The 20169-nt window shown below is 66.6% G+C and carries 17 protein-coding genes and 1 pseudogene; 12 read left to right on the top strand and 6 right to left on the bottom strand.

The features are described from left to right. Nucleotides 1-217 precede the first annotated feature (217 nt). Nucleotides 218-1279 carry a zinc-dependent alcohol dehydrogenase family protein gene (locus MK313_RS10410; RefSeq protein ID WP_287781393.1) on the bottom strand — a complete coding sequence of 354 codons (1062 nt, stop codon included), beginning with the start codon at nucleotides 1277-1279 and terminating at the stop codon, nucleotides 218-220. Between the two features lie 398 nt (nucleotides 1280-1677). Between MK313_RS10410 and MK313_RS10405 the strand changes: the two genes are divergently transcribed. Beyond that, nucleotides 1678-2691, top strand: a complete 1014-nt coding sequence (locus MK313_RS10405; protein ID WP_287781391.1) for an NAD(P)H-dependent flavin oxidoreductase — start codon at nucleotides 1678-1680, stop codon at nucleotides 2689-2691. Between the two features lie 10 nt (nucleotides 2692-2701). Here MK313_RS10405 and MK313_RS10400 read toward each other — a convergent pair whose 3' ends face one another. After that, nucleotides 2702-3499, bottom strand: coding sequence for an IclR family transcriptional regulator (locus MK313_RS10400; RefSeq protein WP_287781389.1), 798 nt, complete (start codon nucleotides 3497-3499; stop codon nucleotides 2702-2704). A 280-nt stretch (nucleotides 3500-3779) separates the two neighbouring features. Between MK313_RS10400 and MK313_RS10395 the strand changes: the two genes are divergently transcribed. From MK313_RS10395 to MK313_RS10345, 11 genes are all read left to right on the top strand, one after another. After that, nucleotides 3780-4166 carry a Zn-ribbon domain-containing OB-fold protein gene (locus tag MK313_RS10395; protein ID WP_287781387.1) on the top strand — a complete coding sequence of 129 codons (387 nt, stop codon included), beginning with the start codon at nucleotides 3780-3782 and terminating at the stop codon, nucleotides 4164-4166. Beyond that, the gene (locus MK313_RS10390; RefSeq protein WP_287781385.1) at nucleotides 4163-5317 is read left to right on the top strand and encodes a thiolase; all 1155 of its coding nucleotides are present in this window, start codon (nucleotides 4163-4165) and stop codon (nucleotides 5315-5317) included. The genes MK313_RS10395 and MK313_RS10390 overlap by 4 nt, the downstream gene beginning before the upstream one ends. Continuing rightward, nucleotides 5314-7416, top strand: a complete 2103-nt coding sequence (locus MK313_RS10385; RefSeq protein WP_287781383.1) for an acetate--CoA ligase family protein — start codon at nucleotides 5314-5316, stop codon at nucleotides 7414-7416. The genes MK313_RS10390 and MK313_RS10385 overlap by 4 nt, the downstream gene beginning before the upstream one ends. Beyond that, complete coding sequence (locus MK313_RS10380) at nucleotides 7406-8257, top strand: MaoC/PaaZ C-terminal domain-containing protein (RefSeq protein ID WP_287781381.1); 852 nt, start codon at nucleotides 7406-7408, stop codon at nucleotides 8255-8257. The genes MK313_RS10385 and MK313_RS10380 overlap by 11 nt, the downstream gene beginning before the upstream one ends. After that, on the top strand, nucleotides 8250-9026 hold the full coding sequence (locus MK313_RS10375; protein ID WP_287781379.1) for an enoyl-CoA hydratase/isomerase family protein: 777 nt from the start codon (nucleotides 8250-8252) through the stop codon (nucleotides 9024-9026). Before MK313_RS10380 ends, MK313_RS10375 begins: the two co-directional genes overlap by 8 nt. A 25-nt stretch (nucleotides 9027-9051) precedes the next feature. After that, entirely contained in the window at nucleotides 9052-9972 is a 921-nt protein-coding gene (locus MK313_RS10370; protein ID WP_287781377.1) for an SDR family NAD(P)-dependent oxidoreductase, read from the top strand. A 70-nt stretch (nucleotides 9973-10042) separates the two neighbouring features. Further along, the gene (locus tag MK313_RS10365; protein WP_287781375.1) at nucleotides 10043-11215 is read left to right on the top strand and encodes a TAXI family TRAP transporter solute-binding subunit; all 1173 of its coding nucleotides are present in this window, start codon (nucleotides 10043-10045) and stop codon (nucleotides 11213-11215) included. Between the two features lie 67 nt (nucleotides 11216-11282). Then, nucleotides 11283-13220 (top strand): TRAP transporter permease, encoded by a 1938-nt coding sequence (locus MK313_RS10360; protein WP_287781373.1) that lies wholly within the window; start codon nucleotides 11283-11285, stop codon nucleotides 13218-13220. Continuing rightward, nucleotides 13217-14980: an acyl-CoA dehydrogenase family protein gene (locus MK313_RS10355; protein ID WP_287781372.1), complete on the top strand. Its 1764-nt coding sequence runs from the start codon at nucleotides 13217-13219 to the stop codon at nucleotides 14978-14980. The genes MK313_RS10360 and MK313_RS10355 overlap by 4 nt, the downstream gene beginning before the upstream one ends. A 14-nt stretch (nucleotides 14981-14994) precedes the next feature. Beyond that, on the top strand, nucleotides 14995-16113 hold the full coding sequence (locus MK313_RS10350) for an acyl-CoA dehydrogenase family protein (protein WP_287781370.1): 1119 nt from the start codon (nucleotides 14995-14997) through the stop codon (nucleotides 16111-16113). Between the two features lie 2 nt (nucleotides 16114-16115). Next, nucleotides 16116-17294 (top strand): acyl-CoA dehydrogenase family protein, encoded by a 1179-nt coding sequence (locus tag MK313_RS10345; RefSeq protein WP_287781368.1) that lies wholly within the window; start codon nucleotides 16116-16118, stop codon nucleotides 17292-17294. Between the two features lie 373 nt (nucleotides 17295-17667). On the opposite strand, the gene MK313_RS10340 is transcribed toward MK313_RS10345, so the two are convergent. The 4 genes and pseudogenes from MK313_RS10340 to MK313_RS10325 form a co-directional block, all read right to left on the bottom strand. After that, nucleotides 17668-18132: a DUF3237 domain-containing protein gene (locus tag MK313_RS10340; protein WP_121218750.1), complete on the bottom strand. Its 465-nt coding sequence runs from the start codon at nucleotides 18130-18132 to the stop codon at nucleotides 17668-17670. A gap of 126 nt (nucleotides 18133-18258) precedes the next feature. Next, nucleotides 18259-19083, bottom strand: a complete 825-nt coding sequence (locus tag MK313_RS10335) for an acyl-ACP desaturase (RefSeq protein WP_121218748.1) — start codon at nucleotides 19081-19083, stop codon at nucleotides 18259-18261. Nucleotides 19084-19340: 257 nt separating this feature from the next. Then, nucleotides 19341-19751, bottom strand: coding sequence for a F0F1 ATP synthase subunit epsilon (locus MK313_RS10330; protein WP_287781366.1), 411 nt, complete (start codon nucleotides 19749-19751; stop codon nucleotides 19341-19343). Nucleotides 19752-19804: 53 nt separating this feature from the next. Beyond that, nucleotides 19805-20169: pseudogene (locus MK313_RS10325) on the bottom strand (F0F1 ATP synthase subunit beta); the annotation flags it as partial.

Raw genomic sequence — 20169 nt, 5'->3', positions numbered from 1 at the left:
GCAATAGCGAGAAATCAGGCAGAAGAAATTTTAGCTTAACTTCGGTTCGGCGACGGTATGGAATTTAGTGCTATATCACTACAGTTGAGCCTTCCGATTTCAAGCGGCTTCCTATTGCGCTTCCGGTCGTCAATTGTATTTTTATGATCGTAACAACGGTTAATCCAGATTGCCTACAATATTTTTATCAATCGCGGGCCAAGATTATGTTCCCCCCTCACATTAAAAACACGCCCTTGCCGGTGGTCTGGCTGTCGAACAGGCGGTAGGCGGGCTCGGCCTCGTCGAGGCGCCAGCGGTGGGTGAACAGCGCGTCCACGTCGATCCCGCGGTCGGCGATGAAACGGGCGCAGTCGGCCTGGCCGATGGTCGAGAAGGTCCAGGAGCCGATCAGCGTCACCTGCCGGCGCAGCAGGTCGTTGCTGACATCGAGCGTCACCTCGCCGCCCTCGCCGACGAAGCAGGCCTTGCCCCAGGTCCGCACGCATTTCACCGCCTGCGCGCGGGCGGCCGGCGCCGACGAGGCATCGAGCGACAGGTTCGCGCCGAGGCCATGCGTCAGCTCGCGGATGGCGCCGACAACATCCCCCTTGCCATTTGCCAGTTCGGCCGGGTTCAGCACTGCATCGGCGCCGAACTCCAGCGCGCGGGCCAGGCGCTCCGGGCTGGTGTCCAGCGCAATGACCCGCGCCCCCAGCGCGCTGGCGAGCTGTGTCGCCGACAGGCCCACCGGCCCCTGTCCGAAGATCGCGATGGTGTGGTCGCCCTGTAGCCCCAGCCGTTGCAGGGCGCCCCAGGCGGTGCCGGTGCCGCAGGAGATCGCCGCCCCGGTGGCGAAGGAGAGTTCGTCCGGCAGCTCGACCAGCGTGCGTGCCGGGCATTTCATGTAGGTCGCGTGCGCGCCATGGCCGGTGACGCCATAGACCTCCGCCACGCCCTCGACGCAGAGCTGCATCCAGCCGGTCGAGCAGTGCGGGCACACGCCGCAGCCGCGATAATGGTGCTGCATGACGCGCATGCCGATGCGGGCCTGCTTTTCCGAGACACCGGGGCCGATGGCGACGACCACGCCGCAGGGCTCGTGCCCGCCGATGATCGGCCCGTCCTGCATTTTGAAGCCCAGCGCCTTCGCCCCGCCCGGCGTGCGGTAGAATTTCAGGTCGCTGCCGCATATGCCGGATGCCCTGATCTCCAGCACCACCTCGCCGGGGCCGGGCGTGGGGTCGGGGAAGTCGCGCAGCTCCAGCCGCCGGTCGCCCAGAAAGACGATGCCCTTCATGCCGCGTGTCCTCTCCCTGTTTCTTCTGTGCGGGGCTGTTTGTTGTGCGCTTCCGCTTTTTCAACCGTGACGCTACTGCCGGTTCCGGTGCTTTGACAAGCAGGTGCTGTTTCTTGGCATGGCGCTGGGGGTTTGCATGATGGCCTTACGGTTCTCTCTGACCGTCATTCCCGGGCTTGTCCCGGGAATCCAGACCTCGGCTTGCTTTGGCGCGGCCTGAGTAGGCTGAACCCTGGACCCCCGCAATAAATGCGGGGGTGACGGTCTGGGTATGGGTGACGGTCGGAGAACGGCGAGGTGAAGAACGGAGTAAGGGAGGGGGCAGCCAAGCGCCCGCAGTTGACAACCTCGCCGGTGCCGCCTTTGCTGAGGCGCAAAATGAACCGGAGGAACCGCCCATGCCCACCCCGTCCTCACCCAAGCTGCCGACCCGGCTGACCGAGCTGTTCGGCATCGAGAAGCCGATCCTGTGCGGCGGGCTGATGTGGCTGGCGACGGCGGAATATGTCGCGGGCGTGGTGAATGCGGGCGCGATGGGCTTCATCACCCCGCGCTCCTACCCCGATGCCGATGCCTTCCGCGATGCCGTGCGGCGCTGCCGGGAGATGACCGGCGGCAGGCCGTTTGGCGGGAACCTCTATATCTCCGCCCGGCCGGCGGAGAACGAGAAGATGAAGGCCTATGTCGATGTGGTGGTCGAGGAGGGGGTGCGCTGCATCGAGACGGCGGGCTACAGCCCGGAGGCGCTGCTGCTGCGCCTGAAGGATGCCGGCTGTGTCGTGCTGCACAAGGCTACGACCGTGCGCCATGCCGCCAAGGCGGTCTCTGCCGGCGTCGATGCGGTGGCGCTGATCGGCGCGGAATGCGGCGGCCATCCCGGCATGGGCGATATCCCCGCCATGCTGCTGGCCGCCCGCGCGCTGGAGACGTTGGATGTGCCGGTGGTGGTCGGCGGCGGCATCGGTTCGGGCCGGCAGATCGCCGCCGCGCTGGCGATGGGCGCGGATGGCGTGCTGCTCGGCAGCCGCATGTTGGTGGCCGACGAGATCTGGGCGCATCCGCTCTACAAGCAGCATCTGGTCGGGCTGGACGAGACCTGCTCGACGACCGTGCTGCGGTCGCTCAAGAACACCTACCGCTGCCTCGCCAATGAGACGGCCGCCGAGGTCGCCCGGCTGGAAGCTGACGGGCAGAACGATTATGCGGTGTTGGGGCCGCTGGTCGGCGGACCGATCCAGAAGGTGGCCTACGAGACCGGCGACTGGAGCAAGGGCGTGCTGTCGCTCGGCCCGGCCGCGGCCTGGTGCGACCGGCTGGAGCCGGCGGGCGCGATCCTGGACAGGCTGGAGGCCGAGGCGCTTGCCTGCCTGCGCGCCACCGCCGCCCGGCTGGAAGGGCTACAGCCGGCTTAGGACGCCCCTCTTAGGACGCTATAGCGGCCAGCGCCGGCTGGCGCTGCGGGAACAGCGCCCGGCTCAGATAGCTGGCCACATCGCGCAGTTCCTCGCCCAGCCGGTCGATCTGCTCCGGCGTCTGCTGGCCCTGGATGGCGATGCCGCTGATGCCGAAGCGCGGCGTGCCGGCCTGGTCCACCACGGCACTCGCCACCGTGGTGATGCCGCGATAGAGATAGCCCACATCCTTGGTCCAGCCGCGCTTGCCGGCCTCCGCCACCTCCGCCTCGTACTGCTCATAGCTGGGCGGGTTCTGCCAGCGCAGGGTGGTGAAGCGCCGCCGCAGCTCCGCCGGGGGCAGGGCCAGATGCGCCGCGACGCAGCGCCCGACCGCGCCGATCAGGAAGGGCAGGCGCGATCCCACCCGCATGTCGACGCGCACCACATGCTCGCCATAGGCCCGGTCGATGACGACGATGTGGCCGTCCTCGGTCACCCGCCACAGCGCGATCAGCATGTTGTGGTTCAGCGCCAGCCGCTCGATCTCCGGGCGGATCAGGTCCAGATAGCTGGTGCCGATCAGCCCGGTCGCCAGCTCCGCCACGGCGAGGCCCAGCGTGTAGGTCTTGTCGGTCTCGTGGAAGCTGACGAAGCGCGCCCGCGCCATGGTCCGCAGGATGCTGAAGCAGGTGCTGGGGCTGATGCCGGTCTCGCGCGCCACGGCGGCGACGCCCAGCGGGCCCGTTGCATCCGCCAGATGCTGCAGGATGCGCAGCGCATGCACGACCGCGCCGACATCCTTATGCTTTTCTGCCGTATCAGCCATTCAACACTCCGATTGCAATTCTGAATACAGAATGTACCATGGCTTCCCAACGAGACGCCACAGGCGCGATGCGGGAGGATAAAATAAAGGTATTTCAGTAATTTGAATATGTTTTGTCAGGCTTCTGGCGGCTTTGCCCTCCGGAAGGCGGATGACGGAACGGACATTCTCTTTTGCAGAAATGTGAATGTCGTTCGAATTTTGAAATCCCGCCGTTTCCCGCTCCGCGCTGCCGGCGCCGTCCCGTGTATTGCGACGCCAAGCGAGACAGAGGAAACGCATGATCCCCACACAGAGCCAAGGCCCCGGCCCCGAAGCGCAGTACCGCGCCTTTCTGGACGAGGGCCGCTTCATGATCCAGCGCAGCGCCTCCACCGGCCAGCACGTATTCTATCCGCGCGTCGCCGCCCCCGGCACCGGTGCCATGGACCTGGAATGGGTCGAGGCGTCGGGCCTCGGCACGATCTATTCCATCACCGTCAACCGGGGCCGTGACAGCAGCTTCAACATCGCGCTGGTGCAGCTCGACGAAGGGCCGCGCCTGATGACCCGCATCGAGGGGGTGGAAACCGCCCCCATCGGCACGCGGGTGAAGGCGCGGATCACGGAGCTGGAGGGCGAGAAGGTCATCGTGTTCGACCTCGCGGAAAAGGGAGGTGCGGCATGAGCAACATGAATGTGCGCGGCCGCACGGCCATAGTCGGGGTCGGCGGGGTCGGCTGGGGCGAAGCGCCCGGCCGCAGCGCTATCGAGCTGCTGGGCGAGGCGGCCATCGCCGCCGTGAAGGATGCCGGGCTGGAGCTGAAAGATATCGACGGGCTGTGCGCGGCGACCAGCACGCACGCCTTCCCGACCCTGTCGGTTGCGGAATATCTGGGCATCAAACCGGCCTTCTTCGACGGCACCAATATCGGCGGGTCGTCCTTCGAGATGCATCTGCTGCAGGCCGCGCTGGCGCTGGAAGCCGGCATCTGTAACGCGGTGCTGATCTGCTATGGCTCCAACCAGCGCACCGCTGGCGGCCGTCTCGTCTCGATGAGCGAGCCGCAATGGCTCGAAGCACCGTTCAAGCCGCGCCATCCGGTGACTGCCTATGCGCTGGCGGCGCAGCGCCACATGCATGAATACGGCACCACGAGGGAAATGCTGGCCGATATCGCCGTCTCCGCGCGGCAATGGGCGAACAAGAACCCGAACGCCTTCGCGCGCGGCCCGCTGACCCGCGAGGATGTGCTGAACGCCCGCATGATCAGCGACCCGCTGACCACGCGCGATTGCTGTCTGGTCACCGATGGCGGGGCGGCCTGCGTCATGGTCCGCGCCGACCGGGCGAAGGATCTGAAGCACAAGCCGGCCTATGTGCTGGGCGTCGGCGGCGCGCATTCGCACCGCTCCATCACCCAGATGGCCGACCTGACGCGCACCGTCGCGGCGGAAAGCGGCCCGCGTGCCTTCGAGATGGCGGGGCTGAAGCCGTCCGACTGCGACCTCGTCATGCTCTATGACGCCTTCACCATAACCACGCTGCTGTTCCTGGAGGACCTCGGATTCTGTCCGAAGGGCGAGGGCGGCCGCTTCGTGCAGGATGGCAATATCGCGCCCGGCGGCTCGCTGGCGGTGAACACCAGCGGCGGCGGCCTGTCCTGCGTGCATCCGGGCATGTACGGGCTGTTCCTGATCCTGGAGGCGGTGACGCAAATCCGTGGCCAGGCCGGCGAACGCCAGCTCGACAAGTGCGATGTCGCGATCTGCCACGGCAATGGCGGCGTGCTGTCCAGCCAGGTGACGGCTCTGTTGGGCTCGGAGGCGGCGCTGTGAGCGACCGGCTGTCGCGCCTGTTCGCGCCGCGCTCGGTCGCCATCATCGGGGCGTCCGGCGATGCCAGCCGGATCGGCGGGCGACCCATCGCGTCCATGCTGACGGGCGGCTACAAGGGCACCATCCTGCCGGTCAATCCGAACCGGCCGGAGGTGCAGGGGCTGACCGCCTATGCCTCGGTCGGCGACCTGCCGGAGACGCCGGACGTCGCCATCGTCGCCGTGCCGGCGAAGCTGGTGACGGAGACGGTGCAGCAGCTGGCCGCGCGCGGCACGGCGGGCGCCATCGTCTTCAGCTCCGGCTTTGCCGAAATGGACGAGGATGGAGCGGCCGAGCAGGACCGCATGATCGCAGCCGCCAACGCGCATGGCATGCGCGTGCTGGGGCCGAACACGCTGGGCCTGTTCGATTTGCGCAGCGGCTTCTACGGCAGCTTCACCTCGGTGTTCGAAGGTGGCATGCCGTCGGTCGGGCGCATCGGCATCGCCAGCCAGTCGGGCGCCTATTGCGGCCATCTGGTCAGCGTCATGCGGGCGCGTGGCCTCGGTATCGCTGCCGGCGTGATGACCGGCAATGAGGGCGATGTGACGCTGGGTGACGCCATCGGCCATATGGTCACCGATGACGGCATCGACGTGATCGCCGTCTATGCCGAGGGCATCAACCGCGGCGACAGCTTCGTGGCGGCTCTGGAGGCCGCCCGGCAGGCGCGCAAGCCGGTGGTCGTCATGAAGGTCGGGCGCAGCGCGCTGGGCGGCGCGGCGGCCAAGTCGCACACCGCCTCCATCGCTGGCGACGACACGGTGACCAGCGCCGTGCTGGCGGAATTCGGCGCGGTGCAGGCGCACACCACCGACCAGATGCTGGATATCGCGCAGCTGGCGACGCGGCGCATCTATCCGGTGAACAACACGCTGGGCGTCATCACCGTCAGCGGCGGGGCCGGCGTCGTCGTTTCCGACGCGGCGGAGGAGCTGGGCCTCGCCATGCCGGAAATGCCGGAAGACGCGCAGAAGCGGCTGAAGGCGATCCTGCCCTATGCCGCCCCGCGCAATCCGGTGGACTGCACCGCGCAGGTGCTGAACGACCTGTCGCTGATGGGCCAGTTCTCCGAGGCGGTGGTGGCCGAGGGCGGCTACACCTCGATCCTGGGGTTCCTGACCTATACGGCGGGCTCGCCGACGCTGTCGCCGCGCCTTCGGGAGCAGCTGCGCCTGCTGAAGGACAAGCACCCGGACCGGCTCTATGTGCTGTCCGTCGTGGCCGGGCGCGACCGCATCGCGGAATATGAGGGCGACGGCTTCAGCGTGTTCGAGGACCCGACCCGCGCCGTCGTCGCCATCGATGCGATGGGCAGGTTCGGCAAGGGTTTCGCCCGCAAGCCGGGGCAGAAGCCCCCTTCCGTGCCGGCCATCTCCCTGCCGGCAACCACGCCGACCGAGGCGGAGGCCAAGCGGCTGCTGGGCGAGGCCGGCATCAAGGCAGCGCCGGAGCAGGTCTGCACCACGCCGGAGGAGGCCGCAAAGGCCGCCGCCGGCTTCGGCTATCCGGTGGTCATGAAGATCGTCTCGCCGGACATTCTGCACAAGACGGAGATCGGCGGCGTGCTGCTGGACGTGGGTGACGAGGCCGCCGTGAAGGCCGGCTACGCCACGTTGATCGAGCGCGCGAAGCAGCATGCGCCGAAGGCCCGTGTCGAGGGCGTGCTGGTGGCCAAGCAGCTGAAGGGCGGCGTCGAATGCATCCTCGGCATCCATCGCGACCCGGTGTTCGGGCCAGTGGCGATGGTCGGCCTCGGCGGCGTGTTCGTCGAGATCGTCAAGGATGTCGCCTTCCGCCGCTGTCCGTTCGGCGTGGATGTGGCGGCGGAGATGATCGGCTCGCTGAAGGGCGTCTCCCTGCTGCAGGGCGCGCGTGGCCGGCCCAAGGCCGATGTGACGGCACTGGCGGAGATGCTGTCGCGCCTGTCGGTCATGGCCCATCAGGCGGGTGACACGCTGCAATCGGTGGACCTCAACCCGGTGATCGTGCTGCCGGAGGGCGAGGGTGCCTACGCGGTCGATGCCGTCATCGAGATAGGGGGCGGCGATGGCCATTGAGTACGAGAAGCTGCTGAACTTCCCGATCCCGGAAGTCCGCCAGCATCTGACCAAGCGGGACAGCGTGTTCTATGCGCTGTCCGTCGGCCTGGGCATGGACCCGATGGACGAGCGCCAGCTCGACTTCGTGGACCATCACCGGGAGATGAAGGCCATGCCGTCGATGGCGGTGGTGCTGGGCCATCCGGGCTTCTGGCTGCGCAACCCGGAGACCGGCGTCGATGCCGTGCGCGTGGTGCATGGCGAACAGGGCATCGAGATCCACAAGCCACTGCCGGTCGAGGGCGCGATCATCGGCACCACCCGAGTCACCGGCATCGTCGACAAGGGCGAGGGCAAAGGCGCGCTGCTCTATTCCGAGAAAGAGGTGCGCGGCGCCGACGGCACGCTCTACGCCACCACCCGCTCCACCACCTTCCTGCGCGGCGATGGCGGGTTCGGCGGTCCGTCCGGGCCGGTGAAGCCGCCGCATCCGGTGCCGGAGGGCGAGCCGGATATGGTGGTCGATCTGCCGACAAGGCCGGAACAGGCGCTCTATTACCGGCTGAATGGCGATGACAATCCGCTGCATGCCAGCCCGTCCATCGCGGCGAAGGCGGGCTTTCCCCGGCCGATCCTGCACGGGCTGTGTACGCTGGGCGTGGTCACCCACGCGCTGATCCGCGCGCTGGCGGGCTACGATGCGGCGGCTCTGAAGTCGCTCGACCTGCGCTTCTCCTCGCCGGTCTATCCGGGCGAGACCATCCGCACGGAAATCTGGCGCGATGGCGCCTTCCGCGCCCGCCTGCTGGAACGCGACGTGGTGGTGGTGAATAACGGCAAGGCGGTGATTCATGGCTGAGGAAACAGCACAGGTGCTGCGCGAGAGCCGCGACGGCGACATCGCCATCCTGACGCTCGACAATCCGGCCCGGCGCAATGCGCTGTCGTTGGAGATGCGGCTGAAGCTGACCGAGGCGCTGCGCCGGCTGGACGGCGACAAGGATGTCCGCGCGCTGGTGCTGACCGGCACGGGCGGGCATTTCTGCGCCGGTGGCGATATCGCCGGGCAGGGCAGCGGAAGCCTCAATGACGGGCGCGAACGTTTCCGCATGACGCATGAGATGGTGCGGCTGCTGGTGCGCTGTTCCAAGCCCAGCGTCGCCGCCGTGGAGGGCTGGGCCGCCGGTGCCGGCCTGTCGCTGGCGCTGCTGTGCGACAGCGTTGTGGCGGGCGAGGACGCAAAATTTTCGGCGCCCTTCGGCAAGGTCGGGCTTATCGCGGACCTTGGCCTTCTGCACACGCTGCCGCGCCGCATCGGCGAGGGGCGCGCGCGGCAGATGTTGCTCTATGGCGAGGCGATGGAGGCGAAGGAAGCGCTGGCCACCGGCCTGGTGGACCGGCTCGCCCCCGATGGCGGCGTGCTGGCGGTGGCGCTGGAGCGCGCCCGGCTGCTGGCCGCCGCGGCACCGCTGCCACAGCAGCTGACCCGGCAATATCTCTGGCGTGGGCTGGACGAGGCGCTCGACTGGGAGCGCGAGGCCCAGGCCGCCCTGATGACCACCGAGGATCATGCGGAAGGCCGGAATGCCTTCCTGGAGAAACGCGCGCCGCGCTTTGCCGGCCGCTGAGCGAAGAGAGAACGAGGAAAAGACCATGCAGACTTCCAACATGCTGGCCGGCAAGGTGGCGCTGGTGACCGGGGCGGGCGGCGGCATCGGCCGAGAGATCGCCGTCGCCATGGCGACCGCCGGGGCCGACATCCTGATCAACGATATCGGCGTCTCGCTGACCGGCGAGGGCGGCTCCGGCACGCCGGCCGAGCAGACCAAGCAGATCATCGAGCAGCGCGGCGGCCGCGCCGCCATCAGCACCGAGAGCGTGTCCGAATGGGCCTCGGCCAAGCGCAGCGTCGAGGCCGCGCTGGACGCCTTCGGGCGCATCGACATCGTGGTGAACAATGCCGGCATCCTGCGCGACGTGATCTTCCACAAGATGTCGCCGGAGGACTGGCTGGCGGTCATCAACGTGCATCTGAACGGCAGCTTCTTCATCAGCCGCGCGGCCGCCGAGCATTTCCGCAAGCAGGAGAGCGGTGCCTACGTCCACATGACCAGCACCTCCGGCCTTGTCGGCAATTTTGGCCAGGCGAACTATTCGGCGGCAAAGCTGGGCATCACCGCGCTGTCCAAGTCCATTGCGCTCGACATGGCGCGCTACAACGTCCGCTCCAACTGCATCGCGCCCTTCGCCTGGAGCCGCATGACCAGCTCCATCCCGGCCGATACGCCGGAGCAGAAGGCCCGAGTCGCCAAGCTGCAGCAGATGACGCCGGACAAGAACGCGCCGCTGGCGGTCTATCTCGCTTCCGACGCAGCGTCGCATGTGTCGGGCCAGGTCTTCGCCGCGCGCATGAACGAGATTTTCCTGATGAGCCAGAGCCGGCCGATCCGCTCCATTCATCGGTCCGAGGGCTGGACGCCGGACCTGATTGCCGAGCACGGCATGCCGGCGCTGAAGGCTTCGCTGCTGCCGCTCGATCGCAGCCCCGACGTGTTTTCCTGGGACCCTGTATGACCCCGTAACGCCAACCACCGACGAGAAACCGCGACCAACGCGGTCGTCATCAAAAGAGGAGGAAACCGAGATGCGTATCACCCGCCGTACCTACCTGAAAGGCACCGCCGGCCTTGCCGCCGCCGGCATGCTGGGCACTCCCGCCATCATCCGCGCTGCCAGCGCCCAGACCGCCCTGCCGAACCTGGCCTCGACGATGATCTGGAGCACCTATGACGTTGGCTCCACCGGCTATGTGGAGGCCTCGGCCATCGCCGATGCCTTTGGCAAGAAATTCGGTTCCCGTGTCCGGTTGCAGCCTTCGGGCAGCGCCATCGGACGGGTGAAGCCGCTGACCGACGGGCGCGTCTCGCATGCCTGGCTGGCGAACGAGCTGTTCTTCTCGGTCGAGGGGCTGCACGAATATTGCGCAGCCGACTGGGGGCCGCAGAATCTGCGTACCCTGATGGGCCGCACCAACGCCTTCTCGGTCGTCGCCACCAAGGTCAGCGGCATCAAGGAACCGAAGGATCTGAAGGGCAAGCGCTTCGCCATCGCGCGCGCCAACAGCTCGGTCAATATCAAGGTAGAGCCGATCCTGGCCTTCGCCGGCCTGACCTGGGACGATGTCGAGCTGATCGAGTTCCCCAGCTATGGCGCGACCATGAAGGGGCTGATCGAGGGCAAGGCCGATTGCGCCGGCGTTGCCCCGGCGGCGGCTACGCTGCGCGAGCTGGAGGCCAGCCCGAACGGTATCGGCTGGGTGGCGCTCGACCCCTCTAACAAGGAAGGCTGGGCACGCGCGCAGAAGGCGGTGCCGTTCGTCGAGCCGTTCCAGGAGACCATCGGCGCCGGCCTGTCGAAGGACAATCCGGTATGGATGATGGGCTACCGCTATCCGATGATCACCGTTTCCGCCGACGCCAGCGTGGACGAGGTCTATGCCATGACCAGGGCGGTCGCCGAGACCTTCGATGGCTACAAGGATGCCAGCCCCGTCATGGCGCGCTGGGAGGCCGCCAAGGCTGGCACGCCGCCGATGGATGCCGCCTTCCATGACGGCGCCATCAAGTATCTGAAGGAAGCTGGCATCTGGAAGCCGGAGCATCAGACCTGGCAGGACGCGTCGCTGAACCGGCATGCCAAGCTGCAGGCTGCCTGGGCCGACATGATGGCGAAGGATTCCGCCGCCAAGTCCGCCGATCCGGAGGCGCTGCAGAAGATCTGGTACCCGATCCGGGCGGATGTCCTGAAGTCGCTCTGACGCGCTGAGACCTGCCGGGAATCTGACGGTTCCCGGCAGGCTTTCCCTCTTTTCCAGGGCTGCCAGTATGAGTACCGAGACCGATGCTCTCCCCGCCGACCCGGAGGCCCGCTCCAAACGGCTGACGGGTGCTGCCTTCTGGGTGGCCTTCGCGATGACGGCGGTGGCGCTGTTCATCACCGTCAACCAGATGTTCAATCTGGGGCTGGGTGGGTTCCGCCCGGTCAGCACGGGCTATTACTATTTGATCATCGGCCTGTTCGGCGGGCTGGGATTCCTCGCCTTCCCGGCGCGCAAGGGCGAGCTGCGGGTGCGCTGGTACGACTGGCTGCTGACGGCGGCCTGGCTCGGCAGCTCGGTCTGGCTCGCCAGCCGGGCGCAGCAGATCATCGACCGCGGCTGGAACCTGGAGGCGCCGCTGGAGGCGACTTTGATCGCCGGCCTCTACGTGCTGCTGGCGCTGGAGGCGCTGCGCCGCACCGGCGAGTTCATCCTGTTCGTGTTCTGCATCGTCTTTGCCGCCTATCCGCTCTATGCCGGCTCCATGCCGGGCTTCCTGTGGGGCGTGCAGCTCGACCTCGCGCAGACGGTCACCGAGCATGTCTATGGGCTGGAGAGCATCATCGGCATCCCGATGCAGGTGGTCTCCGATACGCTGATCGGCTTCATCGTGTTTGGTGTTGTGCTGGCGAATACCGGCGGCAGCAGCTTCTTCATGGATTTCGCGTCCGCCCTGATGGGCCGCACGCGCGGTGGCCCGGCCAAGGTCGCCATCGTCTCGTCCGGCCTGTTCGGCATGCTGTCGGGCAGCCCGACCTCGAATGTGCTGACCACCGGCACGCTGACCATCCCGACGATGAAGCGCAGCGGTTATGACCCGGCCTATGCCGGCGCTGTCGAGGCCTGCGCCTCCACCGGCGGCTGCCTGATGCCGCCGGTGATGGGGGCGGCCGCCTTCATCATGGCCAGCTTCCTGAACGTGCCCTATGCCGAGGTCGTGACGGCGGCCTTCCTGCCGGCCATCCTGTTCTATCTGGCGCTGATGCTGCAGACCGACCTCTATGCAGCGCGCAAGGGGCTGGTCGGCCTGACCGGTGACCAGGTGCCGCGCCTGCTGGGGACGCTGAAGGAGGGCTGGTACTATATCCTGGCGCTGGTTGGCCTGACCCTGCTGCTGCTGATGTGGCGCATGGAGGGTGAGGCGCCGTTCTGGATCTCGCTGTTCCTGCTGGCTGTCGCGATCCTGCGCCGCAAGGCCATCGGCTTCGACCTCCGTGCCTTCTGCCGGCTGGTCGTCGATACCGGGCAGGCGGTTTCGCAGCTGGTCTGCCTGATTGCCGGCATCGGCCTGATCATCGGCGCCATGTCGATCACCGGCGTCGCCAATTCCTTCTCGCGTGAGCTGGTGCAGTATGCTGGCGGCAACCTTGCCCTGCTGCTAGCGGCGGGCGCAATCACCAGCTTCATCCTCGGCATGGGGATGACAGCCTCGGCCTGTTACATCTTCCTTGCCATCGTGCTGGCGCCGGCGCTGGTGCAGGTCGGCATCGATCCGATGGCGGCGCATCTCTACATCTTCTACTGGGGCATGGTGTCCTTCATCACCCCGCCGGTGGCGCTGGCCGCTATTGCCGCAGCCTCCATCGCCAAGGCCGATGCGATGAAGGTCGGCTTCAAGGCGCTGCGCATCGGCTGCCTGCTGCTGCTGCTGCCGGTGCTGTTCGTGCTGCAGCCGGCGCTGATCCTGAAGGGGGAGGTTGCCCTCGTCCTGCAGTCGGCGGCGACCGCGACCGCGGCGGTGATCCTGCTGTCGGCAGCGTTCGAGGGCTATCTGTGGCGGCTGGGCCGGCTGCCGGTCTGGGCGCGTGCCGGCATCGGCGCCGGCGGGCTGATGCTGTTCGTGCCGGAGCTGATGACCGACCTGATGGGGCTGCTGCTCGCGGGGGCATCCATCATCGCCGCATTGCTCGGCAAGAGGCTGACCGAAGGGAGGGTAATCCGATGAACGGCAAGACCGCTTCCACCGGCGCCATCGCGCCGGACACGACGGGCATGAACTTCTATACGGCCGATCCGTCGCTGTCCGACCTGCTGGACATTCATCTGCCCGCCGATATCCGCGCCCATATCGAGCCGCACCTGGCGGCGCTGGGGGCGGAGGTTGGCGGCAGGCTGGACGAATGCGGGCGGCTGGCCGACCGGCACACGCCGATCCTGCACCAGCGCGACCGCTTCGGCCGCGATATACAGAGCATCGAATATCATCCGGCCTACCGCGAACTGGAGGAGGCCGCCTTCGGCCGCTACGGCATCCATGCGATGTCGCACCGTGACGGCATTCTCGGCTGGAAGGGCCGCTATCCGGCGGCGGCGAAGCATGCCTTCACCTATCTGTTCAACCAGTCCGAATTCGGCATGGGCTGCCCGATCAACGTGACCGACGGTGCCGCCATGCTGCTGGACCGTTATGGCAGCGACGATCTGAAGGCGCGCTATCTGGACGGGCTGACCACCACGGACATGGCGCGGCTGACCCAGGGCTCGCAATTCATGACGGAGAAGGAAGGCGGCTCCGACGTCGGCAAGCTGACCACCCGCGCCGTGCCGGAGGGCGATCACTGGCGGCTCTATGGCGACAAATGGTTCTGCTCCAACGCCGACGCGAAAGTCGCGATGCTGCTGGCCCGGCCGGAAGGGGCGGGCGAGGGTACGCGCGGCGTCGGCCTGTTCCTGATGACGCGCTTTCTCGACGATGGCAGCCCGAACCAGTACCGGATCGTGCGGCTGAAGGACAAGCTGGGCACCCGCTCCATGGCGTCCGGCGAGATCAAGCTGGAAGGCGCTGTCGCCTATCATGTCGGGCAGCTTGACCGCGGCTTCGTGCAGATGGCGGAGATGGTGAACTGGTCGCGCCTGTCTAACGGCGTGAAATCCACCGCGCTGATGCGCCGGGCGCTGCATGATTCGATGACCGTCGCCCATAACCGCGTGGTGTTCGGCAAGCTGATCGCGGAGCACCCGCTGGCGCGCCGGCAGCTGCTGAAGCTGATGCTGCCGCTGGAACAGGCGCTGTCGCTGTGCTTCGTCACCGCGGATGCGCTGGACCGGGCGGAACAGGGCGGCAGCCAGGAAGCGGCGGCGCTGCTGCGCATCCTCACGCCGGTATTGAAATACCGCTCGACCCGCGATGCCCGCAAGCTGTGCGGCGACGCGATGGAGATGCGCGGCGGCATCGGCTATGTCGAGGAATTCGTCACCCCGCGCCTGCTGCGCGACGCGCATCTGGGGTCGATCTGGGAGGGGACTGGCAACATCATCGCGCTGGATGCGCTGCGCCGCGCCGTCGGACGGCACGGGGCGGAAAGCGCCATGGCGGACGATCTGCACCATCGTATCGGCGAGATGGAGGGCGTGCCCGACGCCTATCGCGACCGGCTGAAGGGGCTGGTGGACAGGGCGATTGCCTTCGCCCGCGACGTTGCCTCCCGCGACGAGCACGAGGCCGACTCCCGGCGCGCGACCAGCACGCTCTATCACGTCGCCAGCTCCGTCACGCTGGCGTGGGAGGCATCGCGCGTGCATGCGCGGCGCGGCGATGCGCGCCGGCTGCTGCTCTCCCGGCTGGTACTGGATCACAAGCTGGGGGCGGGCGACCCGTTCGCGCTGCAGGCCGGGGCGGCGGAGGAACGCATTGCCGGCCTGCTGCTGTCCGACAAGCCGGTTGCGATGAAGGAGGCGGCGGCAATCGCCGGGGCAAACACATGAATGCGGTGACCCAGATGACCAGCGACAACAGCGAGACGATCAGCCTGCTGCGCGATTCCGTCAGCGGAACAGTGCCGTTCGACGGCAAGCGCATCCGCAGCCTTCGAGGCGCGGAGCCGGATTTCGACCGTACCCTCTGGCGTGCCATGGGCGAGCAGGGCTGGCTCTCCATCCTGGTGCCGGAGGAGCAGGGCGGCCTCGGCCTCGGCATGGCTGCTGCTGCCGCCGTGGCGGAACGGCTGGGCGCGGCCTGCGCGCCGGAGCCCTATGTGATGGCCGGGTTGCTGACGCCGTATCTGCTCTCGCAATCCTCCAATCAGGCCCAGAAGCAGGGTCTGATGCCGGCCGTGCTGTCAGGTGACCATCTGGTCTCCCTGGCCTGGCAGCCGGCCGGCGGCTCCCTCGATCCGGAACAGGCGGAAATCACCGCCCGGATGCAGGGCGGGGATGTCATGCTGTCCGGCCAGTGCCGTTTCGTCGTGCCGGCCCTCGCGGATGCCTATCTGGTGCTGGCGAAGGCGGAGAGCGGCCCCATGCTGGTGCGGGTCGATGCTGCGAAGGCCGCCGCCGGCCGCGTGCTGGAGCCTGGGCCGGATGGCGTGGCGAGCGCGCGCCTCAGCCTGTCGGAAGTGAAGGTGCCGGCGGATGCCGTACTGCTATCCGGCGAAGCCGCGCGCACGGCACTGCGGCAGGCGCTGGATCTTGCGGTCATCGCGCAATGCGCGGAGCTGTGTGGCCTGATGCAGCGCTCGCTGGAGATGACACTGGAGTATCTGAAGACCCGCCAGCAGTTCGGCGCCGCCATCGGCAGCTTCCAGGCGTTGCAGCATCGATCCGTTGATCTGTTCATCCAGCAGGAGCTGGCGCGCCACGCCACCGACGCCGCCGTGCAGAAGGCGGAGCAGGGCGCAACCGGCAAGGCGCTGTCGCTGGCGGCCTCAAGCGCCAAGGCGCGGGCCGCGCAGGCGGCGATGCTGATCGGCACCCAGGCGATCCAGCTGCATGGCGCCATCGGCTTCACCGACGAATATGACCTCGGCCTCTATATGAACCGCACGGTGCGGCTGGCGGCGACGCTGGGCAATGCCGCCTGGCACCGCAACCGCTTCGGCGATATGAGCGAAGGAGCCTGACCATGAGCTTCCGGTATGGCGTCAAGCAAGAGCAGGACTGGAACGCGCTGTCAGACGCGGAATTCCGGCGCATCGTGCGCACCGAGTTCGAGACCCATTATCCCGCGCATCTGCGCTATCCGCCGCGCCGGCTGCGCTGGTCGGAGAATGGCAGCTGGTATCTGCGCATGGCGGAGAAGGGGTGGATCGCGCCCAACTGGCCGGCTGACTATGGCGGCATGGGTCTGTCGGTGCAGAAGCTGCTGATCTTCCAGGAGGAGGCGGAGCGCTGGGGCATCGCGCGCTATCAGGATCACGGTACGCTGATGCTGGGGCCGGTGCTGATGAAGTGGGGCACGGAGGAACAGCGCCGGAAGTACCTGCCGGACGTGCTGGCCTGCAAGGCGATCTGGTGCCAGGGCTATTCCGAGCCGGGCAGCGGTTCCGACCTTGCCAGCCTGAAGACGAAGGCGGTGCGCGATGGCGACGAGTTCGTCATCACCGGCCAGAAGATCTGGACCACGCTGGCGCAGGACGCCACGCACATGTTCGTGCTGGTGCGCACCGACCCGGACGCCAAGAAGCAGGAAGGCATCAGCTTCATGCTGCTGGACATGGCGCAGAAGGGCGTGACCGTGCGGCCGATCCGCGACATCGCCGGGCATGAGGAATTCTGCGAGGTGTTCCTGGATGAGGCGCGCACGCCGGTCAGCAATCTGGTGGGCGAGCTGAACAAGGGCTGGACCGTCGCCAAGTCGCTGCTGGGCTTCGAGCGCATCCATATCGGCAGCCCGAAGATGCCGGAGTACGGCCTGACCGTGCTGGAGCGCGTGGCGCAGGCGCAGGGCGTGTGGGACGACCCGGTGTTCCGCGAGAAATACGTCGCGCTGAAGCTGGATGTCGCGCATCTGACCGACGCCTACAACCACTTCACCGGCATCGTCGTGCGTGGCGAGCAGCTGGGGCAGGACGTCTCCTACCTGAAGATCTGGGCCAGCGAGACCTTCCAGCGCATCGCCGACCTGGTGGGGGAAACTGCCGGTCAGTTCGCCGCGATCAATGGCGAGGTCGGCATCGGCAACAGCGAAATCGACGTGCTGGCCAGCTTCTACAAGGCGCGCCCGCCGACGATCTATGGCGGCACCAACGAAATCCAGCGCACGATCATCGCCCAGCAGGTGCTCGGCCTGCCGAGGCGATAGGGCTTTTGTTTGTCATTGCCGGGCTTGACCCGGCAATCCAGGGGCGGTGCCTTGCCTGGACCGTTTCAGTAGGTGGCCCCTGGACCCCCGGGTCAAGCCCGGGGGTGACAAGTCTAGAATTGGCGGGCCGCGTCTCGAAACGTAAGGCGACTTGTGTTTTCCCCCTACTCGTCCTCAATATCCCAGACCGTCACCCCCGCATTTATTGCGGGGGTCCAGGCCTCCGCTTGCTGGATGTCGGTCGAGTGGGCTGACCCCTGGATTCCCGGGACAAGCCCGGGAATGACGGCTGGATGAGTGGCACCGCAGAGTGATTCACCCTGTGCCTTGTACATATTTTCTAGCCGGAGCTGGGTGAGGGGGCAGAGCTGGCCTACAGCACCTCGAAGACCTGGTAGATCGGGCCGGTCGGCTCGCGGCGACCGAGCGAGACGAAGCAGGACCGGTTCAGCCAGGCATAGGGGCCGTCCTTGGCGGTCTCGAAATAGGGCGTGGTGCGGAAATAGATCAGGCTGGGATCGACCGGTTGGCCGGCATTCAGCTTCGCCATCACGTCGGCCGGGCCGTGCCGCAGGCCGCGATAGATCATGTAGATCAGCGCGCCATCATGGGTTTCCATGGTCAGGCGGACGTCGAGCTGGGTCACCCCGTCGATGCGGTTCAGAATCCAGTCGCCCCCACCCGGATGCACTTTGCCCTTGAGGCGCGGCCCCTCGAAGGTGCCGCCCAGCACCTTGGCGATGCGGCGCTCGCCATATTGCGTGTCGCCCAGCAGGGTCATCGGCATCTCGACCTGCAGGTGCATGTCCATGAGGAACTGCGTCTTGATCTCCGGCATCTTTATCCCCGTTCCTGTTATCTGGCGGCTGAATGCCGCTTGGGGACAGCATGCCGCCTGAACGGAGAATGCTCCAGAGGCGTATGCGGCGGGGCTGATATGCCGGGGCCAATGAGGCGGGAGTGATCAGGCGGCGCGGGCAGCTTCCATGCGGCCGGCCTTGCGGGTCAGCATCCACCAGGCGATGCGGTTCACCACGCGGTTCAGCATGCCGTGCGGCTTCAGCCCGATGGCCTTGAACAGCATCGCCATGCCGCGCTCCACATGCTGCGGGCGGTAGAAGCGCAACGCACGCTGCTGATAGGCCTGGCAGCAAAAATCGCGGTCATAGGGGCCGCCTTGGCCATTGTCGTTGGCGGCGTAATAGGCGAAGGCCAGCTCGTCATCCTCGCTCTCGGCGACGCGGCCCAGCGCCACCCGCAGCCGCTTCAGCACACCCAGCTTTTCGATGTCCTGGTAGCGCTTCAGATGCTGGTAGAACAGCTTGTAATGGCGCAGCTCGTCGGCGGCGATGCGCTGGCAGATTTCCTTCAGCACTGGCTCGTCGGTCGATTCGGCAAGCGCGCTGTAATAGGAGCTGGTGCCGATCTCGACCACGCAGCGCGCCACCAGCTCACCCGACAGCGAGCCGCGCACCGAGCGGTCGATATCCATTGGCAGGGTGATCGTGTCGGCGAAGCGCTTGAAGGCGGCATCGAAATCGAAGGCAGGGTCAGCCATCTCCGCCCAGCGGCGCAGGGCTTCGCCATGCTGGACTTCCTCGACCGCCCAGTTGCGTGCGGCTTCCTGGAAGGCCGGATCATCGTGGAACACGTTGCACAGATAGTCGGCGTAAACCCCGCCATTGAACTCGACCATGCTGGCCGCCTTCACGACCGGCACGATTTCCGAATCGATCTTGCCGGGCTCGAAACGGCCCCAGTCGATATCGTCCAGGCTCCAATGCTTCATCGGCTTGCCGCGTCCTTTCCCGTTCGAGACGAAATCAGACGCTCCCCCTTCTTCGTGGCGTGCATCCCACCGTATCGGTGCCTCCTATTTAAGGAAGCTGGGAACAAGATCAAAGGGGTAGCGCGAAATTACCGCCATATTACGTAAATGTTGCAGGGGCTGGCAATGTTCCGTGACAGCCTGCCGCAGGGGACAAAAAAAAGCGGGACCCGAAAAGGGTCCCGCCTGATTGTCTTCCGGCGCAGGCCGAAGCTGGATCAGCTCCCGGTATCCAGGGCACGCAGCTTGGCCTGTTCCACCGCGATCTTGTCCTGCACGGCGGCCTTCTCGGCGTCGCTCTTGGCCTCCTGAAGGTCCTCGGCGAGGTTCTTCAGGGTCTGCTCGATGGCGGCACGGTCGATCTCGCCCATCGGCATCGCCACCTCGGCCAGAACCGTGCAGCGATCCTCCGTCACCTCGGCGAAGCCGCCGGCGACGAATATGCGTTCCTTCACCTGGCCACCCCCATAAATCTGGATGACGCCGGGAATCAGGGTCGAGATGAAGGGGGCATGGCGCGGCAGGACACCGAAATACCCCTCGGCGCCCGGCACCACAACCATCTCCACCGGCTGCGAAACCAGCAGCTTTTCCGGCGAGACCAGCTCGAAGTTCGTGGTTTCGGCCATTTGTCAGCCTTCTCCCGTCAGCGGGTGCGATTCAGGAAAGCGGGGGGTGGCCGTTAGGCCACCTCCGCCGCCATCTTCTTCGCCTTCGCAATGGCCTCGTCGATGGTGCCGACCATGTAGAAGGCCTGCTCGGGCAGGTCGTCATACTCGCCGGCGCAGATGCCCTTGAAGGCCTTGATGGTGTCTTCCAGGCTGACCAGCGTGCCCGGCGTGCCGGTGAACACTTCGGCGACATGGAAGGGCTGCGACAGGAAGCGCTGGATCTTGCGGGCGCGGGCGACGACCAGCTTGTCGTCTTCCGACAGCTCGTCCATGCCCAGAATGGCGATGATGTCCTGCAGTGACTTGTAGGTCTGCAGGATGCGCTGCACATCGCGGGCGGTGTTGTAGTGCTCCTCGCCGATGATCCGGGGATCGA

The organism is Oceanibaculum sp. (assembly GCF_022449305.1).
Lineage (GTDB): Bacteria > Pseudomonadota > Alphaproteobacteria > Oceanibaculales > Oceanibaculaceae > Oceanibaculum > Oceanibaculum indicum.
Note: the sequence above shows the minus strand (reverse complement) of the source record. Positions and strands in the feature narration are given on the sequence as shown.

Coding starts and splice junctions, on each gene's coding strand:
- MK313_RS10410 (WP_287781393.1), bottom strand. CDS start 1,279: ATGAAGGGCATCGTCTTTCTGGGCGACCGGCGGCTGGAGCTGCGCGAC.
- MK313_RS10405 (WP_287781391.1), top strand. CDS start 1,678: ATGCCCACCCCGTCCTCACCCAAGCTGCCGACCCGGCTGACCGAGCTG.
- MK313_RS10400 (WP_287781389.1), bottom strand. CDS start 3,499: ATGGCTGATACGGCAGAAAAGCATAAGGATGTCGGCGCGGTCGTGCAT.
- MK313_RS10395 (WP_287781387.1), top strand. CDS start 3,780: ATGATCCCCACACAGAGCCAAGGCCCCGGCCCCGAAGCGCAGTACCGC.
- MK313_RS10390 (WP_287781385.1), top strand. CDS start 4,163: ATGAGCAACATGAATGTGCGCGGCCGCACGGCCATAGTCGGGGTCGGC.
- MK313_RS10380 (WP_287781381.1), top strand. CDS start 7,406: ATGGCCATTGAGTACGAGAAGCTGCTGAACTTCCCGATCCCGGAAGTC.
- MK313_RS10375 (WP_287781379.1), top strand. CDS start 8,250: ATGGCTGAGGAAACAGCACAGGTGCTGCGCGAGAGCCGCGACGGCGAC.
- MK313_RS10370 (WP_287781377.1), top strand. CDS start 9,052: ATGCAGACTTCCAACATGCTGGCCGGCAAGGTGGCGCTGGTGACCGGG.
- MK313_RS10365 (WP_287781375.1), top strand. CDS start 10,043: ATGCGTATCACCCGCCGTACCTACCTGAAAGGCACCGCCGGCCTTGCC.
- MK313_RS10360 (WP_287781373.1), top strand. CDS start 11,283: ATGAGTACCGAGACCGATGCTCTCCCCGCCGACCCGGAGGCCCGCTCC.
- MK313_RS10355 (WP_287781372.1), top strand. CDS start 13,217: ATGAACGGCAAGACCGCTTCCACCGGCGCCATCGCGCCGGACACGACG.
- MK313_RS10350 (WP_287781370.1), top strand. CDS start 14,995: ATGACCAGCGACAACAGCGAGACGATCAGCCTGCTGCGCGATTCCGTC.
- MK313_RS10345 (WP_287781368.1), top strand. CDS start 16,116: ATGAGCTTCCGGTATGGCGTCAAGCAAGAGCAGGACTGGAACGCGCTG.
- MK313_RS10340 (WP_121218750.1), bottom strand. CDS start 18,132: ATGCCGGAGATCAAGACGCAGTTCCTCATGGACATGCACCTGCAGGTC.
- MK313_RS10335 (WP_121218748.1), bottom strand. CDS start 19,083: ATGAAGCATTGGAGCCTGGACGATATCGACTGGGGCCGTTTCGAGCCC.
- MK313_RS10330 (WP_287781366.1), bottom strand. CDS start 19,751: ATGGCCGAAACCACGAACTTCGAGCTGGTCTCGCCGGAAAAGCTGCTG.